We start from the raw sequence: 16,282 nt of genomic DNA, 5'->3' as shown, positions 1-16,282 counted from the left end.
AACGGCAAATGCCGAGGCGACGACGCGTTACAAAGCCAGGCACTGCGCTTAGACTTGAGACGGGTTTGTTTTCCTGGGGCAAGTCCACCAATTCGGGAGAGAGTTTTCATGAAGCTAGTCACTGCCATCATCAAGCCGTTCAAGTTGGACGATGTACGCGAGTCACTGTCCGAGATCGGCGTGCAGGGCATTACCGTTACTGAGGTCAAAGGCTTCGGTCGGCAGAAGGGTCACACCGAGCTGTATCGCGGCGCGGAATACGTGGTCGATTTCCTGCCAAAGGTGAAGATTGATGTCGCCATTGACGACAAGGATCTTGACCGGGTTATCGAGGCGATAACCAAGGCGGCCAACACCGGCAAGATCGGTGACGGCAAGATCTTTGTGGTCAATCTGGAACAGGCTATTCGCATCCGTACCGGCGAAACCGATACCGACGCAATCTAAGCCGCCAAACCCCCAACGCCCCAGGAGAAAACAATATGACTCTGCGTAAATTCGCAGGGCTAGGAGCCCTGTTGTCCCTCGTAATGCCGGCCCTGGCATTGGCGGCGGACCCAGCCCCTGCTCCAGTCCTCAATTCCGGCGACACGGCGTGGATGCTCACATCCACCGCGCTGGTACTGTTCATGACCATTCCGGGCCTGGCGCTGTTCTACGGCGGCATGGTTCGCTCCAAAAACATTCTTTCCGTGATGATGCAGTGCTTCGCCATCACCGGTTTGATCACCATCTTGTGGTTCGTTTACGGCTACAGCATGGCGTTCGACACCACCGGTATGGAAGCAGGCGTCGTCAACCTCAACTCGTTCGTGGGCGGCCTGTCCAAACTGTTCCTGTCGGGCGTAACCCCGGCGAGCATCACCGGCCCTGCGGCGCTGTTCCCTGAGGCGGTGTTCGTCACCTTCCAGATGACCTTCGCGATCATCACCCCTGCGCTGATCGTCGGTGCGTTCGCCGAGCGTATGAAGTTCTCCGCGATGCTGATCTTCATGGGCGTCTGGTTCACCCTGGTCTACGCGCCGATTGCCCACATGGTGTGGGGCGGCCCGGGTTCGTTGATGGGTGACTGGGGCGTGCTGGACTTCGCCGGCGGCACCGTGGTGCACATTAACGCCGGTGTGGCCGGCCTGGTGGCGTGCCTGGTACTCGGCAAGCGCAAAGGCTTCCCGACCACGCCAATGGCGCCGCACAACCTGGGTTACACCCTGATCGGTGCAGCCATGCTGTGGGTGGGCTGGTTCGGCTTCAACGCCGGTTCCGCTGCGGCGGCCAACGGCACTGCCGGCATGGCGATGCTGGTGACTCAAATTGCTACCGCGGCTGCGGCACTGGGCTGGATGTTCGCCGAGTGGGTCACCCACGGTAAGCCAAGCGCACTGGGCATTGCCTCGGGCGTAGTCGCCGGCCTGGTTGCAATCACCCCGGCTGCCGGCACCGTTGGCCCGATGGGCGCGCTGGTCATCGGCCTGGCGGCGGGCGTGGTGTGCTTCTTCTGCGCCACTACTCTGAAACGCAAACTGGGCTACGACGACTCCCTGGACGCCTTCGGCGTACACGGTATCGGCGGTATCCTCGGCGCGATCCTCACCGGCGTGTTTGCTGCACCTTCGCTGGGCGGCTTCAACGCGGCCACCACTGACATCGCGGCGCAAGTCTGGATCCAGTGCAAAGGCGTGGGCTTTACCGTGATCTACACGGCCATCGTGACCTTCATCATCCTCAAAGTGCTGGACATGGTGATGGGCCTGCGGGTGACCGAAGAAGAAGAGGCGGTGGGCCTCGACCTGGCGCAACACAACGAACGCGGCTACAACTTGTAAGTACGCGAAAAAAAGATGCCCGGCTTGCCGGGCATTTTTTTGTCTGGTGTTTGTCTGTGGCTAAAGGCGGATGGGTTTTTTGCCGAGTTTGTGATGGGATCCACACGGCACTTTTGAGGGTGCGAAAGTCTTACATGCATGTAGGCGTATTCGACACTTTGTTTTTTCCCAGACCGCGCTAGAATGCGCGCCGATGGGCGGAGAACTGTATGTGGCAACAGACCCTGATTACCCTGCGGGCCAAGCCCCGGGGCTTTCACCTGGTAACGGATGAGTTGCTTGCCGGCCTGCCTGAATTGAAGGCGTGTCGGGTAGGCCTGTTGCATCTGTGGCTGCAGCACACCTCGGCCTCGTTGACCATCAACGAGAATGCCGACCCGGCGGTTCGCCGTGACTTCGAACGTTTTTTCAACTCGCTGGTGCCGCAAGGGCGTGCAGGGTTCGAACATAACGACGAAGGTCCGGATGATCTGCCGGCGCACTTCAAGGCCAGTCTGCTGGGCTGCCAGTTGAGTTTGCCGGTCAAGGCCGGCCGCTTGGCGATAGGGACTTGGCAAGGTGTTTATCTGGGCGAGCACCGAGATCATGGCGGTGCTCGTAAAGTCCTCGCTACGTTGCACGGTGACGGGGCATAAGCCACTGGAAACCCAGTGGATGTTGATTTTTTTCCGGCGACCTCGACAGAGGATGAAGCTGGGCTATAACTAATCTGCTTTTCGCAAGTCATGAGGTAGAACATGAGCGACGATGATCTGGAAAACGACGACCTTGAAGTAGGTGACGACGACGAGGCCGAAGAAGGCCTTGAAGCGGCAGCTGAAGACGTTGCTGACGACGACGGTGGCGATGATGCACCCGCCCCGGCAGCCAAAGGCAAAGCCAAGGCCGCTGTCTCGGTAGACGAACTGCCGAGCGTTGAAGCCAAGAACAAAGAGCGCGATGCGCTGGCCCGTGCGATGGAAGAATTCCTCGCTAAAGGCGGCAAAGTGCAGGAAGTCGAGGCCAACGTGGTGGCAGACCCACCGAAGAAGCCGGATAACAAGTACGGCAGCCGTCCTATCTGAGGTCAGCAGCCGCTTGTGAGAAAAAGCCCGCCGTCGCTGCGGGCTTTTTCATGCCTGAAACAAATTCTTAAAATTCATTGCATGCCCTCTGTGGGAGCTGGCTTGTCGGGTCGCCGCATCGCTGCGATAGCGGTCTTTCAGCCAGCCCTGTGTTGGCTGACCCACCGCTATCGCAGGCAAGCCCGCTCCCACATTTTGATCTTCAGCGTGACTGCCAACTGCGCAGAAGCTCCGGCAATTCCGTCAGGCTGCGAATCTCGGCATCCGGCTGCTTATCCGCTTCCCACGCCTTGCCCGTCGGGTTGAACCACACCGCGCGAAGCCCGGCCTGCTGCGCCCCGGCGATGTCATCACCGGGGTGATCGCCAATATGCACCGCTTGGCTGGCGTCTACACCACCGCGTTGCAAGGCTTCCTGAAACAGCCGCGCATCCGGCTTGGCGATGCCGATGTCCTCGGCGCGCAGGGCAAAGTGGAAGTAATCCGCCAGGCCCACGCGCTGCACATCGGCATTGCCGTTGGTGATCACGCCCAGCAGGAAGTGCTGGCGCAGCGCCTGTAGCATGGGCTCCGCTTCCGGGAACGGGGTGAGCTGGTGACGGGCGTGAATAAACGCCTCGTAGCACACATCCGCCATTTGCGTGGCTTCAGGCTGTGGGTAACCCGCCTCTTCAAACGCATGCATCAGAACCTTATGGCGCAGGATGCTGATGCGATATTTAAGCTCTGGATGGCGCTCCAACACCTGTTGGCGAAGGCTGGCGAAATGCTCCAGGGGCAAGTCGCCCACCTTGGAGGCATTAACCGCCAGCCATTCGCGCATCGACGCCTCGGCGTTGATGATGACGGGTACGTTGTCCCAGAGCGTGTCGTCCAGGTCGAAGGTGATCAGCTTGATACTCATGAGTCGCCGCCCTTGATGCGTTTGGCCCGTGGATGGGCGCTGTCGTACACCGTCGCCAGGTGCTGGAAGTCGAGGTGGGTATAGATCTGCGTGGTTTTGATATCGGAGTGGCCGAGCAGCTCCTGCACGGCGCGCAGGTCCTGGGACGACTCCAGCATATGGCTGGCAAAAGAATGTCGCAGCATATGCGGGTGCAGGTTTTGCCCCAGTTCGCGCTCGCCGGCAGCCTTGACCCGCACCTGAATCGCCCGTGGCCCCAGGCGTCGGCCTTGCTGGCTGACAAACACCGCATCGTCCGCCGGGTTGGTCAACAGGCGCAGTGGCAACCACAGCTGCAAGGCTTCGCGGGCCTTCCTGCCCACCGGCAGCACACGGGTCTTGCTGCCCTTGCCGAGCACTTGCACGAGGCCATCCGCCAGGTCCAACTGGTCCAGATTCAGGCCGGTCAGCTCCGACAGGCGCAGGCCCGAGGAATAGAACAGCTCCAGAATCGCCTGGTCACGGTGGGCCAGGAAGTCGTCCTCAACAGCGCCGTCCAGCAGTTGCAGGGCGCGGTCGGTGTCGAGGGTCTTGGGCAGGCGTCGCTCGCCCTTGGGCGGCGACAGGCCATTGGCCGGGTCGTGGTCGCACAGGCCTTCGCGGTTGAGGTAGTGATAGAGGCCGCGTACCGCCGAGAGCAGGCGCGACAGGCTGCGCGAAGACTGGCCCGCCTGGTGCAGGCGCGCGATCAGGCTGCGCAGGCTCTGGATATCCAGCACCTTCCAGCTGCTGATCTGTTGTTTTTCGCAGTACGCCAGGACCTTGTTCAAGTCCCGTCGATAGGCTTCCAGGGTATGGGGCGACACCTGGCGCTCGTTGCGCAGGTGAGCGCAATAAGCGTCCAGTTGCCGTTCCATGGCTAGCGCACCGCGCGCAGGGCGGTGGTGAAGCGCGGCAGGACGCGGCCCAGCACTTCGGCGATGTAGGTCAAAAACAGTGTGCCCACCGAGCTTTTGTAATGCGCAGGGTCGCGGCTGGCAATCGCCAACACGCCGTGCAGGCCTTGATGGCTGAGGGCGACTACGGCGGTGGAACCGATCTGTTTGCGCTGTTCGGCGCCAAACAGGAAGTCCAACTCGTGTTCACGCAAGGTGCCGCTGATGGTCTTGCCTTCCGAAAGCAGGCCGCCGATTGCAGTTTGCGCATCGCTGCCGCTGACCCAGCGACCCACCGGCATCGGGTTGTCGCTGAACAAAATCAGGCTGACAAACGGCACCTGGAAGTCCTGGCGCAGGCTGTCTTCCACGGCGATCACCGTTTCTTCCAGGCTGTTGGCGTCCATCAGGGTCAGGATCAGGCGGCGGGTCTTGTCGAACAAGCGATCGTTGTCGCGGGCTACATCCATCAGGTGGGAAAGCCGATGGCGCATCTCGATATTGCGCTCGCGCAGGATCTTCATCTGCCGCTCTACCAGCGACACGGTATCGCCACGCTGATGGGGGATGCGCAGCGCAGGCAGCAGTTCTTCGTGCTCGACGAAGAAGTCCGGATTAGCCTCAAGGTACGCCGCGACAGCGGCGGCCTCCAGACTTTCGCTTGGGGTTGCTTGGGCGGGTACTTGAGGCTTATCGGTCATTAGCTTGGCTCACTCATAGACGGACCTGTCCTTCGTATACACGCGAGGCCGGCCCGGTCATCAGCACCGGGTGGCCTGGGCCTGCCCATTCGATGGACAAACGCCCACCCGGCAGGTCGATCAATAGGGGCGAATCCATCCACCCCTGGCTGATCGCGGCGACGGCTGCGGCGCAAGCACCGGTGCCGCACGCCTGGGTTTCGCCGGCGCCGCGTTCCCACACACGCAGCTGCGCGCGGGTACGGTCGATCACCTGCAAAAAGCCCACATTGACCCGTGCCGGAAAGCGCGGGTGATGCTCGATCTTCGGCCCCAGCTCATGCACCGGGGCGTTATTGATGTCGTTGACCCGCAGTACGGCATGGGGGTTGCCCATGGAGACGGCAGCGATGTCGACGATTTTGCCTTCTACATCCAGCGCGTAACTGGCGGCCTGCTCGGTGGCCTGAAACGGAATATCCGCCGGCACCAGGCGTGGCGCGCCCATGTTGACGCTGATCTGGCCGTCGCTGCGAATATCCAGCTCGATCACGCCGCTCTTGGTTTCGACGCGAATCTGGCGCTTGGCGGTCAGGCGCTTGTCCAGCACAAAGCGCGCAAAGCAGCGCGCACCGTTGCCGCACTGTTCCACTTCGGAGCCGTCGGAGTTGAAGATCCGGTAACGGAAATCCACCTCCGGGTTGCTCGGCGCTTCGACGATCAGCAATTGGTCGAAACCGATGCCGGTGTGGCGGTCGCCCCACTGTTTGGCGTGCTTGGGCAGGATATGCGCGTGCTGGCTGACCAGGTCAAGGACCATGAAATCATTACCCAGCCCGTGCATCTTGGTAAAACGCAGCAGCATGGCTTACTCCGGCAGCAGGCTTTCGCCAGCATACAACTCGGCTACCGTCTCGCGGCGACGCACTTCAAACGCTTGATCACCGTCCACCAGCACCTCGGCGGCACGGCCGCGGGTGTTGTAGTTGGAACTCATGACAAACCCGTAGGCACCGGCCGAATGTACGGCTAGCAGGTCACCTTCTTCCAGGGTCAACTGACGATCCTTGGCCAGGAAGTCGCCGGTCTCGCAGATCGGGCCGACGATATCGTAGGCGCGGCCTTCGCCCTCGCGTGGGGTTACGGCAGTGACGTCCATCCAGGCCTGGTACAGCGCCGGGCGGATCAGGTCGTTCATTGCCGCATCGACAATGGCGAAATCCTTGTGTTCGGTGTGCTTGAGGTACTCGACCTGGGTCAGCAGCACGCTGGCGTTGGCAACGATATAACGGCCCGGCTCGAACATCAGGGTCAGGCCGCGGCCTTCGGTGCGCTCGCGCACAGCCTTGATGTAATCGGCGATCAGCGGCGGTTCTTCATCGCGATAACGCACACCCACGCCGCCGCCAAGGTCGATGTGTTGCAGGTAAATACCACACTCGCCAAGGCGTTCGGTCAGTGCCAGCAGGCGGTCGAGCGCATCGAGGAACGGCGGCAGGGTGGTCAGTTGCGAGCCGATATGGCAGTCGACACCCAGCACTTCCAGGTTCGGCAGCTGTGCGGCACGGATGTACACGTCCTCGGCGTCGGCAATGGCGATGCCGAACTTGTTCTCTTTGAGACCGGTGGAAATATACGGGTGCGTGCCGGCATCTACGTCCGGGTTGACGCGCAGGGAGATCGGCGCGCGAACTCCCATCTCGGCGGCGACCACTTGCAGGCGCTCCAGCTCGTCGGTGGATTCGACGTTGAAGCAATGCACGCCGACTTCGAGGGCACGGCGCATGTCTTCACGGCTTTTGCCAACGCCGGAGAAGACGATCTTGTCGGCCTGGCCGCCGGCAGCCAGAACACGTTCCAGCTCGCCACGGGAAACGATGTCAAAACCAGCGCCAAGACGCGCCAGGACATTCAGTACACCCAGGTTGGAGTTGGCCTTGACCGCGTAGCACACCCTGTGTGGAACGCCTTCCAGTGGGTCGGTGAACGAGCGGTATTGGGCTTCGATGTGCGCACGCGAGTACACATAGGTCGGGGTGCCGAACTGCTCGGCAATCGCGGACAGCGCCACGCCTTCCGCGAACAGCTCGCCGTCCCGGTAGTTAAAAGCGTCCATGAGGTTCCCTTAGTAAGTGTCGTGCTTATGCGCTTTTGCAGCTTTTTGCGACGACTGTGCCTGGTCGTTCGGGTCTTTGCTGTCATCGGGCAGGTACAGCGGGCCTTTTTGACCACAGGCACTAACGAGGCAAGCGACCGCGACGAGCGCAGCAAGGGAAGAGATCAGGCGCTTCATGGCGAAATCCTTGAATATGCATTAATTGCGCCCGAGTATACCGACCACCCGCCAGCTTGCCTATGTGCCGTAATACCCGTCCGGCGGGGGTTTGCCGAGCATGCCGCGATTCGGCCTACGCTAAATGAGGATATTTCACGCGGCTGCGGGTAATGAAATCGGTATCCTTTGCAATCATCATGGCGCGTCCGTATCGTGCGCCGCTTGAGCGTGACCAGACACTTTTCGAGGTTCCCACAATGAGTTTGACCGAAGCCCGTTTTCACGACCTGGTGGATTCGACCCAGCAGGCGCTGGAAGATATTTTCGACGACAGCGGCCTGGACGTGGACCTGGAAAACTCGGCTGGCGTGCTGACCGTGAAGTTTGAAAACGGCACCCAACTGATCTTCAGCCGTCAGGAACCGTTGCGTCAGCTGTGGCTGGCGGCGCGTTCGGGTGGTTTTCACTTCGACTACAACGAAGAAGACAACAACTGGCAGTGCGATACCAGCGATGAGCTGTTAAGCGAAATGCTCGCACGCCTCGTCCAGGAACAAGCCGGCGTTGAGCTGGACTTCGACGAGATCTGATCGTGACCCAGCCTGCACCTGTACGACCGCCCAAGCCGCTGTTCAGCAATGTCAGCCCGGCGGTGCCGTCACCTTGTATCAGTTTGTGTCGTCTGGACGAGCACAAAGTCTGCCTCGGCTGCTACCGGCACGTGGAAGACATCCGTGAATGGCGCTCCGCCGACGATGCCCGGCGCCGCGTGATCTGCGCCGAGGCCGAACAGCGCAGGGCGCGCGCCTGAGGCCGTCTTGTTTATTTGTGACGCTGTGGTAGTGTCCGGGTACGCCTCAACTCATCGAGGCCCGTGAGAACCCCGCCTTTTTCTGGCGGGGTTTTGCTTTTTTGTGCAGAAAAAAGGAGTCTGCCTGAATCATGACCGCACCTTCCATCATTCTTACCCGTCTTGACGTGCAGCGTCTTGAGCAACTGATCGACCGTATGGACGAGACTCAACCGGGTGTTGTCGCGCTGCAAGCCGAGCTCGACCGTGCCGAAGAAGTGGTTGGCCACGATGAAGTGCCTGCAAGTGTCGTGACCATGAACTCCAGCGTACATTGCCGTGAGCAAGGCAGCGGCAAGGACTACCACCTGACCCTGGTTTATCCCAAGGATGCCAACGCCGACGAAGGTAAAATTTCGATCCTGGCACCGGTAGGCAGCGCCTTGTTGGGCCTGCAAGTGGGTCAGCACATCGACTGGCCGGCCCCGGGCGGCAAAACCCTCAAGCTTGAATTGCTCAGCGTCGAAGGCCAGCCCAAAGATGGCGGCGCATTTTCCATCTAACAAGAGCTGCTTTAAATCTGGCTCAGCGCCGCATTCAGCGACAACTCCAGCTCGGCCTTGTAACGCAAATACAAGTTGCTCGGGCTTTGCACATCACCGAGCAGGCCGGACAGGTCCAGGTCGGTGATGTAGCAGCGGTAACGCTCGGTCTCCTGGCGTTGCCCGACGATTTCCTGGGCGACCACGGCAAACAGTTGGTCGCCGAACTCCAGCTCGGAAAACTCCCGTTGATTGCAGTACAGCGTGATGCCGACCTGGCCGGGTGCGGCTTTGCCGATAATCGCCTGCACGTCATAAAACGGCTTGTTGGCCGGGTTCTGCGGCACCGGCCGAGGCTCGATGCCGCGGGCGCGATGACTGCCTGACGGCAACAGTTGGTAATACAAAGTCTGCACTTCACCCAGCGGTTGCTGGGTATCCAGCGGTGCCAGGGCTTCGCGACGGTAGATGATCGACTGCAGGAAGCGCTGCAGCGGCACCAACAGGCTCTGTTCATCATGAAACGGCAAGCGTTGCTGCCACAGCGCGTTGAACTCATCCAACACATACAGCTCGGCGAAGCCTTCATTGACCCGGTAGAACACCTGCACGCAATCGGCCAGGCCCATGGGCAGCAGCAGGGCCAGGTCGTGGTCTTCCAGCGCCATGGCGTCCAGGTGCAGCGGGCTGTAGCTGGCCAGCTCTTCGCTGAGGTAGGCGATCAGTGCGTCCTGGGTGGGCAGTGGCACGTGAGTGGCCTGGCCCGGCGTCAGTTCCATCACGTGATAGTGCTGCTGCACCTGCAACAGATAGCGGTGATTGGACTGGCCAAGCAGCAGGTTCTGCACGGTATCGAAGATTTCTTCCACCCGCTGGGCAATGAATTGCGCACGGTTGTGGCAGAAGCAGCGCACTCGCAGGCGTGGCAGGTGGTTCGGCGGCAGTTGGTTGAGGTAGTCGCGCAGGCAGTCGAGCAGTGCATGGGGGCCGTCGTAGCGGCTGACCAGTACCTCGTTCCAACTATTGAGCGTGACCTGATCCAGGGTCAGCACCAGGTTGTCACGCACACCGGCATAACTCAGGGAGTCAGTGCGCTCGGTGGTCATGAGGATATTCAAGTCGCGGTGATGCTTGAGCGGATCGACGCCGACGTTGATCAGCAACAGCACCTCTTCCGGCACCGCAGAGCGCAACAGGCGGTCCTCATCGACACTGGCCAGGGGCAGGGCGATGGTCTGTTGCAGGCTGCCCAGCAGGTTGAACAGCTCGAATTCAGTCATGTCGCTGACGCCTGGATGCAGGGCCAGCCGCGTGCTGCTGTCGATCACGCCGTTGCGATGGCACCAGGTGAGCATTTCCAACAGGTCGCGGCTGCGCTTGATCGGCGCGAAGTGCTCCCATTCCAGCGCCGTGAGGTTACCGTTGTACAAGCCCCAATGATGCTGGCCGGGCTCTTTGCGGTTGGGCGATTGCACCAGGGTGAGGGTGTCTTCGGCCAGGTCCGGGGCAATGCCGGGGTTGATGAACTCAACCTTGCCGGCCTTGCGCTCAAATGCGGCATACAGGCGCCGACCCAGCACATTGAGGTCGCGCTTGTTGATCAGGCTGACGGTCTGCTCGGTGCGGGCGAACTGGGTGAGAAAGCGATAGCTGTAATTGAGCTCGTTGACCAGTGCGCGGCGCTCGGAAGCCACCTGGCGTACTTTCCACTGGCTGCGGCTGTCCAGCAAGGCCAGTTGGCGCTGGTCCCAACCCCATTCAAGGGCCAGGCGCTCCAGCAACAGCCGCTGCCAGCTGGTGCTGCGCTGGCCGGCGCTGAGCTTGCGATTAACCTTCAGGTACAGCGCACGGCGTACCAGCTCCAGGCGTTCGGGCTCATTGCGCGCCTTGAGGTATTCCTCGATGCGGCGGTAAACCACGATGTACGGGTCCAGCTCATCCAGGTCCATCTGGTTGGCAAACACCGCACGTTTGAAGCGCAGGCTCAGGCAGTGCACGTTCGGGTGTTCGCTGGCGTAGACCTCGGTCAGCAGCAGCTTGAGCACCGATTTGTACGGCGACTCGATGCCCTTGAACAGTTGCCACAGCCCAGCGCCGATGAATTCGCCCGGCGGGATGTGCGCCAGGTGGCCGAGGTCGAGGGTTTCATCGGCGCGGATAAAACGCTTGGAGATCAGCGCGTGGGTGAATTCGGCGTAGCGGGTTTCTTCATAGACCGGCACCAGCCACCAGATGGGCGTGCGCCCGGCAAGCCAGATGGCGGTGCGGTAGAACTCATCCAGCAACAGGTAATGCTGGGTAGTGCCGCAGTCGTCGGAGCTCAGTTGAGTGTCGCGCTCGCCTAACACAAAGCGCGTCGGTTCGATCAGGAAGAAATGCGCCTCGGCGCCCATGGTCAGCGCCCAGGCTTCCAGCAACTGGCACTTTTTGCGCAGCTCGGCCAGTTCGTTCTCGCCAAGGTCCGCAGCGTGGCAGACCCACACGTCCATGTCGCTCTGGTCCGCCTGGGCCAGGGTGCCAAGGCTGCCCATCAGGAACAGGCCGTGGATCGGCTGCGGCGGGTTGCCATGGCGCGGTTTGTAGGAGAACGAGCGGGTCAGGCGCTGGGCTTCCGTCAGAGCCTGAGCGTCGGGTTCGAAATTCGACAACCCTGCCGGTGTGCTGCCGGAGACATAGCCGGGCAACAGTGGGTGGTTGACGTGGAAAAACAACGGCAGCAGGGTCAGCACGCTCTGTTGGCGCGGCGTCAGCCCTTCGACGGCTCGGGCCATGCGGCCTGCGTTGAGGGCCATGAAGCGCGCACGCAACTGGGCCAGCACCTTGCGGTCGATGCCTTCGTCCAGGTCGGGGCGGATTTCATGGGTGCGGGTCATGTCTGAGTCGTTGGCTCGCAGAGCCCGACGTGGGCGGCCGTGTAGGAGTTTACAGCCTCAAGCGTAGGAGGTTTAGAGGGTGTGCGGCTTTTTGGCGTCAGAATTATGTGCCGCCCACAGCAACGCCCTCGGAATCCGCAGCAGGCGGACTCCATGGGCGAAAGTAAGGTGTCAGGCAGCTTCTTTGGTAGTGGCGGTAGTCAAGATAGTCAGCAGGGTTTGCGCTTGTTCTGCAGCGTCGCGGCCGAGGCTGGTCAGGTAGCCTCCATCCGGCTGGTCGATAAGACCTTTGGCATGCAGGCGTTTGGCAGCGGCGATGGCAGTAGGCGCGGCGGTCTGGTGGACTTTCAGACCTTCCTTGGTGCTGTCCAAGGGGAAGAGTACAAGGATTTCCAGTTCGGCAACCAACTCAGGGGTATACGACATAAGGACTCCAGACTTTCTAAAATTTATTAGAGGCTAGCAGGCCATAAGGTGAACGCACTTTGCCGAACTGTCCAGTGTGTTACCGCTTGTTGGATTTATTGCTTTTCGGGCGGCAATTCCGGCAGAGCACGCAGTGCAGTTTCATACCATTCGGTATTGAAAGCACGGTCCTCTTCCAGCAGCGCGTCGATCTCCACCGCAAGCACGTGGGCCATCAGTTGCAGGATCTCTTCACGTTCGTAGCCCACCAGGGTCAGCTTGTTGAACGTAGCCTTGGCGGCAGGCGGGTTGTCGCTTTCGATCTGGTTTTCGATCGCTTCGATCAGTGTATTTTCGGTGAACTCTTCTTCGTCGTTGTCGATATCGGTCGGCTCGCTCATGGCAGGCTCCTCAAGGAAAGGGCGCCAGTCTACCGCCATTCAGGCAGTTGATGCTGCTGGTCAGGCGGGCGCCGTGGATCTATAACTCATGCAGCCAACCCCACACCCGGCCTGGAGGCATTCGCAATGCTCAAGCTTTACGGATTTTCGGTCAGCAACTACTACAACATGGTCAAACTGGCGCTGCTGGAGAAAGGCCTGCCGTTTGAAGACGTACCGTTTTACGCAGGCCAAACCCCTGAAGCCCTGGCCGTCAGCCCGCGCGGCAAGATCCCGGTGTTGGGCGTCAAACAAGGCTTTATCAACGAAACCAGCGTGATCCTCGAATACATCGAGCAAACCCAGGAAGGCCCGTCGTTGCTGCCCGCCGACCCATATCAGCGCGCCCAGGTGCTGGCGTTGTGCCGGGAGATCGAGCTGTACATCGAGTTGCCCGCCCGCGCGTGTTTTGCCGAAGCGTTCTTTGGTATGCCGGTGCCGGACGCGATCAAGGGCAAAGCCAAGGCGGAGTTGTTGCTGGGGGTTGCTTCTTTGGGTCGGCACGGCAAGTTCGCGCCGTATGTGGCGGGAGAAAGCTTCACGATTGCCGATCTGTATTTCATGTACAGCGTGAACCTCGCCTGCGCGGTGGGCGAGAAGCTGTTTGGCCTGGATTTGCTGGCGCAGTTGCCCAAAGCCAAGGCCTTGCTGGAACGCCTGCACGAGATGCCCAACGCCAAGAGGGTTGCGGCGGACAGGGAGGCGGCGATGCCGGCGTTTATGGCGATGATTGCGGCCAAGAAGTAGATATTTGGCGGCTGGCATGAAGCCATCGCGGGCAAGCCCGCTCCCACATTCTGAATGGTGAACCCCTTCAAGTGTGGGAGCTGGCTTGCCTGCGATGCTTTTAGCGGCTGGCGAGCAGTGCCTGGCCGCGCACAACGGCTGCCTTGACCTGCGCCGGCGCAGTGCCGCCCACGTGGTTACGGGCATTCACCGAGCCTTCCAGGGTCAGCACGGCGAACACGTCCTGTTCGATCTGGTCGCTGAACTGGCGCAGTTCTTCCAGGCTCATTTCCGCCAGGTCCTTGCCGGTGTCCACGCCGTATTTCACGGCATGGCCGACGATTTCGTGGCAGTCACGGAACGGCAGGCCACGGCGTACCAGGTAGTCCGCCAGGTCGGTGGCAGTGGAGAAACCACGCAACGCCGCTTCACGCATGATCGCGTGCTTGGGCTTGATCGCCGGGATCATGTCGGCAAACGCACGTAACGAGTCGCGCAGGGTGTCGGCAGCGTCGAACAGCGGCTCTTTGTCTTCCTGGTTGTCCTTGTTGTAGGCCAGAGGTTGGCCTTTCATCAAGGTCAGCAGGCCCATCAGCGCGCCGAACACACGGCCGCTCTTGCCACGCACCAACTCCGGTACATCGGGGTTTTTCTTTTGCGGCATGATCGAACTGCCGGTGCAGAAGCGGTCTGGCAGGTCGATGAACTGGAATTGCGCGCTGGTCCACAGCACCAGCTCTTCGGAGAAGCGCGACAGGTGCATCATCGCAATGCTGGCGGCGGCGCAGAATTCGATGGCGAAGTCGCGGTCCGACACGCCGTCCAGGGAGTTGCCGCCCACGGCGTCGAAGCCCAACAGCTGCGCGGTGTATTCGCGGTCGATCGGGTAAGTGGTGCCGGCCAGGGCAGCGCTGCCCAACGGCATGCGGTTGGCGCGCTTGCGGCAGTCCACTAGGCGCTCGTAGTCGCGGCTGAGCATTTCGAACCAGGCCAGCAAGTGGTGGCCGAAGGTCACGGGCTGCGCGGTTTGCAAGTGGGTGAAGCCGGGCATGATGGTGCCGGACTCACGCTCGGCCTGCTCCAGCAGGCCTTTTTGCAGGCGGGTGATTTCGGCCAGGATCAGGTCGATCTCGTCACGCAGCCACAGGCGGATATCGGTGGCAACCTGGTCGTTACGGCTGCGACCGGTGTGCAGTTTCTTGCCGGTCACACCGATGCGATCGGTGAGGCGGGCCTCGATATTCATGTGCACGTCTTCCAGGTCGACGCGCCAGTCGAACGTGCCGGCTTCGATCTCACCGCGAATGGTGGTCAGGCCGTCGATGATGCTGTCGCGCTCGGCGTCGGTCAGCACGCCGACCTTGGCCAGCATCGTGGCGTGGGCGATCGAGCCCATGATGTCGTGGCGGTACAGGCGCTGGTCGAAGGTGACGGAGGCGGTGAAGCGCGCGACGAAGGCGTCGACGGGTTCACTGAAGCGGCCGCCCCAGGACTGGTTGGTCTTGTCGGTGCTCATGGATTCGCTCGTGATCTGCTTAAAAGAGGCGTGGAGGTGTGCCGCCGATAATAACAGGGTTGCCCGTGGAGGCGATGCTGCGGGTGATCGGCATTTTTATTTGCGCCAAGGATGGCTAAGTGCCTTGCCGTCGAACGCATCCGGGACGAGACTGGAGGCAGGCGTTAATTGAAACGATATTTGACGATTGAGCAATATCGTCTCAGCGAGCGTCTACAGTTGCACTGATAGAGCGTGAATGCACCAAAGTCGGGTGATGCGGTCATAGCCCAGACTATCCATTAAAAAAGGGGGGTATTCGGATTGTGTATCAGCAAACCCTACGACGATGCCCAAAGGCAGCAGGTCTTGGGCGCAATTGAACAGGTCCGGGTAAATTTGGGTGCCGCTGCCGGGGCACTTTTTGCCGCTCGCGCTAGTCTTAGCGTGGATCGCTGTGACGCAAGTCACCGCACCTGTCTACGCTATCCTTGTGCGAGACTCACGCAGGAATCCAGCGCAATATGAATGTCCTGATCGTTGATGACGAACCCCAAGCCCGCGAGCGACTGAGCCGTCTGGTCAGTGAACTCGAGGGTTATACAGTCCTTGAACCGAGCGCCACCAACGGCGAAGAGGCATTGACGCTGATCGACAGCCTCAAGCCGGACGTGGTGTTGCTCGATATCCGCTTGCCGGGCCTTGATGGCCTGCAAGTCGCCGCCCGTTTGAGTGAGCGAGAATCGCCACCTGCCGTGGTGCTGTGCGCCGCACAAGAAGAGTTTTCCACCGAGACCCTGGACGCCAGCGGTGTCAGCTTTATCGTCAAGCCGGTGACGGGTGAAGCATTGCTCAAGGCGCTTAAGAAGGCCGAACGGCCAAACCGCGTGCAACTCGCTGCGCTGACCCAGCCGGCCGCCCAAAGTGGCAACGGGCCGCGCAGCCATATCAGCGCGCGGACCCGCAAGGGCATCGAACTGATCCCGTTGGGCCAGGTGGTCTACTTTATTGCCGACCACAAGTACGTGACCCTGCGTCACGAGACCGGTGAAGTGTTGCTCGATGAGCCGCTCAAAGCCCTTGAGGATGAGTTTGGCGACCGCTTCGTGCGCATCCACCGCAATGCACTGGTGGCCCGCGAGCGAATAGAACGCCTGCAGCGTACGCCTTTGGGGCACTTTCAGCTGTTCCTGAAAGGGCTTAACGGCGATGCCTTGATCGTCAGCCGACGTCATGTCGCCGGCGTGCGCAAGATGATGCAGCAGCTTTAGCCCAAGGGCTGTAGCGAGGTCTGCATTCCCTTATCCCGGTGCGACGCGGCCAGGGAGGCCCCGCACTTGCTGATTCAAAT

The 16,282-nt window shown here is 60.8% G+C and carries 19 protein-coding genes; 9 read left to right on the top strand and 10 right to left on the bottom strand.

All coding sequences use genetic code 11. The features are described from left to right. The first annotated feature begins 108 nt into the window (after nt 1-108). The 4 genes from glnK to sutA all read left to right on the top strand — a co-directional run bounded on the left by glnK (nt 109) and on the right by sutA (nt 2,887). The gene (glnK, locus tag K0H48_RS26850) at nt 109-447 is read left to right on the top strand and encodes a P-II family nitrogen regulator (RefSeq protein ID WP_002555808.1); all 339 of its coding nucleotides are present in this window, start codon (nt 109-111) and stop codon (nt 445-447) included. A 35-nt stretch (nt 448-482) separates the two neighbouring features. Beyond that, complete coding sequence (locus K0H48_RS26845) at nt 483-1,823, top strand: ammonium transporter (RefSeq protein ID WP_138813331.1); 1,341 nt, start codon at nt 483-485, stop codon at nt 1,821-1,823. A 209-nt stretch (nt 1,824-2,032) separates the two neighbouring features. Then, nucleotides 2,033-2,458, top strand: a complete 426-nt coding sequence (locus K0H48_RS26840) for a secondary thiamine-phosphate synthase enzyme YjbQ (protein ID WP_056860808.1) — start codon at nt 2,033-2,035, stop codon at nt 2,456-2,458. 102 nt (nt 2,459-2,560) lie between these two features. Further along, entirely contained in the window at nt 2,561-2,887 is a 327-nt protein-coding gene (sutA, locus tag K0H48_RS26835) for a transcriptional regulator SutA (protein WP_017135899.1), read from the top strand. 202 nt (nt 2,888-3,089) lie between these two features. Here the strand turns inward: sutA and K0H48_RS26830 are convergent, their stop codons facing one another. Genes K0H48_RS26830 through K0H48_RS26805 form a run of 6 tightly spaced genes read right to left on the bottom strand, consistent with a single transcriptional unit; the run spans nt 3,090 to nt 7,678 of the window. Then, nucleotides 3,090-3,791, bottom strand: a complete 702-nt coding sequence (locus K0H48_RS26830; protein WP_056860806.1) for an HAD family hydrolase — start codon at nt 3,789-3,791, stop codon at nt 3,090-3,092. Beyond that, nucleotides 3,788-4,687, bottom strand: a complete 900-nt coding sequence (xerC, locus tag K0H48_RS26825) for a tyrosine recombinase XerC (RefSeq protein ID WP_219270021.1) — start codon at nt 4,685-4,687, stop codon at nt 3,788-3,790. The genes K0H48_RS26830 and xerC overlap by 4 nt, the downstream gene beginning before the upstream one ends. Nucleotides 4,688-4,689: 2 nt before the next feature. Continuing rightward, on the bottom strand, nt 4,690-5,406 hold the full coding sequence (locus K0H48_RS26820; RefSeq protein ID WP_138813333.1) for a DUF484 family protein: 717 nt from the start codon (nt 5,404-5,406) through the stop codon (nt 4,690-4,692). A gap of 13 nt (nt 5,407-5,419) precedes the next feature. Beyond that, nucleotides 5,420-6,250: a diaminopimelate epimerase gene (dapF, locus tag K0H48_RS26815; protein ID WP_200433111.1), complete on the bottom strand. Its 831-nt coding sequence runs from the start codon at nt 6,248-6,250 to the stop codon at nt 5,420-5,422. A gap of 3 nt (nt 6,251-6,253) precedes the next feature. After that, nucleotides 6,254-7,501: a diaminopimelate decarboxylase gene (gene lysA / locus K0H48_RS26810; RefSeq protein WP_219270020.1), complete on the bottom strand. Its 1,248-nt coding sequence runs from the start codon at nt 7,499-7,501 to the stop codon at nt 6,254-6,256. Between the two features lie 9 nt (nt 7,502-7,510). Further along, entirely contained in the window at nt 7,511-7,678 is a 168-nt protein-coding gene (locus K0H48_RS26805) for a lipoprotein (protein WP_017134995.1), read from the bottom strand. A gap of 239 nt (nt 7,679-7,917) precedes the next feature. On the opposite strand from K0H48_RS26805, the gene cyaY reads away from it, so the two are divergent. The 3 genes from cyaY (at nt 7,918) to rnk (ending at nt 9,013) form a co-directional block, all read left to right on the top strand. Next, nucleotides 7,918-8,250 (top strand): iron donor protein CyaY, encoded by a 333-nt coding sequence (gene cyaY / locus K0H48_RS26800; protein WP_219270018.1) that lies wholly within the window; start codon nt 7,918-7,920, stop codon nt 8,248-8,250. 2 nt (nt 8,251-8,252) lie between these two features. Then, nucleotides 8,253-8,471, top strand: coding sequence for a DUF1289 domain-containing protein (locus K0H48_RS26795; protein WP_122527519.1), 219 nt, complete (start codon nt 8,253-8,255; stop codon nt 8,469-8,471). Between the two features lie 131 nt (nt 8,472-8,602). Beyond that, nucleotides 8,603-9,013 carry a nucleoside diphosphate kinase regulator gene (rnk, locus tag K0H48_RS26790; RefSeq protein ID WP_138813336.1) on the top strand — a complete coding sequence of 137 codons (411 nt, stop codon included), beginning with the start codon at nt 8,603-8,605 and terminating at the stop codon, nt 9,011-9,013. Between the two features lie 11 nt (nt 9,014-9,024). On the opposite strand, the gene K0H48_RS26785 is transcribed toward rnk, so the two are convergent. The 3 genes from K0H48_RS26785 to K0H48_RS26775 all read right to left on the bottom strand — a co-directional run bounded on the left by K0H48_RS26785 (nt 9,025) and on the right by K0H48_RS26775 (nt 12,671). Then, the gene (locus K0H48_RS26785) at nt 9,025-11,865 is read right to left on the bottom strand and encodes a class I adenylate cyclase (RefSeq protein ID WP_219270016.1); all 2,841 of its coding nucleotides are present in this window, start codon (nt 11,863-11,865) and stop codon (nt 9,025-9,027) included. Nucleotides 11,866-12,036: 171 nt separating this feature from the next. Further along, a complete protein-coding gene (locus K0H48_RS26780; protein WP_010207442.1) occupies nt 12,037-12,291 on the bottom strand; it encodes a TIGR02647 family protein in 255 nt (84 codons plus the stop codon). A 95-nt stretch (nt 12,292-12,386) separates the two neighbouring features. Beyond that, entirely contained in the window at nt 12,387-12,671 is a 285-nt protein-coding gene (locus K0H48_RS26775; RefSeq protein WP_138813339.1) for a hypothetical protein, read from the bottom strand. 126 nt (nt 12,672-12,797) lie between these two features. On the opposite strand from K0H48_RS26775, the gene K0H48_RS26770 reads away from it, so the two are divergent. Continuing rightward, nucleotides 12,798-13,457, top strand: a complete 660-nt coding sequence (locus K0H48_RS26770) for a glutathione S-transferase family protein (RefSeq protein WP_219270014.1) — start codon at nt 12,798-12,800, stop codon at nt 13,455-13,457. Nucleotides 13,458-13,557: 100 nt separating this feature from the next. On the opposite strand, the gene argH is transcribed toward K0H48_RS26770, so the two are convergent. Further along, nucleotides 13,558-14,952, bottom strand: coding sequence for an argininosuccinate lyase (gene argH / locus K0H48_RS26765; RefSeq protein ID WP_008439335.1), 1,395 nt, complete (start codon nt 14,950-14,952; stop codon nt 13,558-13,560). Nucleotides 14,953-15,455: 503 nt separating this feature from the next. Between argH and K0H48_RS26760 the strand changes: the two genes are divergently transcribed. Continuing rightward, nucleotides 15,456-16,202, top strand: a complete 747-nt coding sequence (locus K0H48_RS26760; RefSeq protein WP_219270012.1) for a LytTR family DNA-binding domain-containing protein — start codon at nt 15,456-15,458, stop codon at nt 16,200-16,202. Nucleotides 16,203-16,282: the final 80 nt, after the last annotated feature.

It is taken from the genome of Pseudomonas sp. Xaverov 259, from assembly GCF_019352915.1.
In the GTDB taxonomy this organism is placed as follows: Bacteria; Pseudomonadota; Gammaproteobacteria; order Pseudomonadales; family Pseudomonadaceae; genus Aquipseudomonas.
This window is presented reverse-complemented; position numbering and strand designations above follow the sequence as displayed.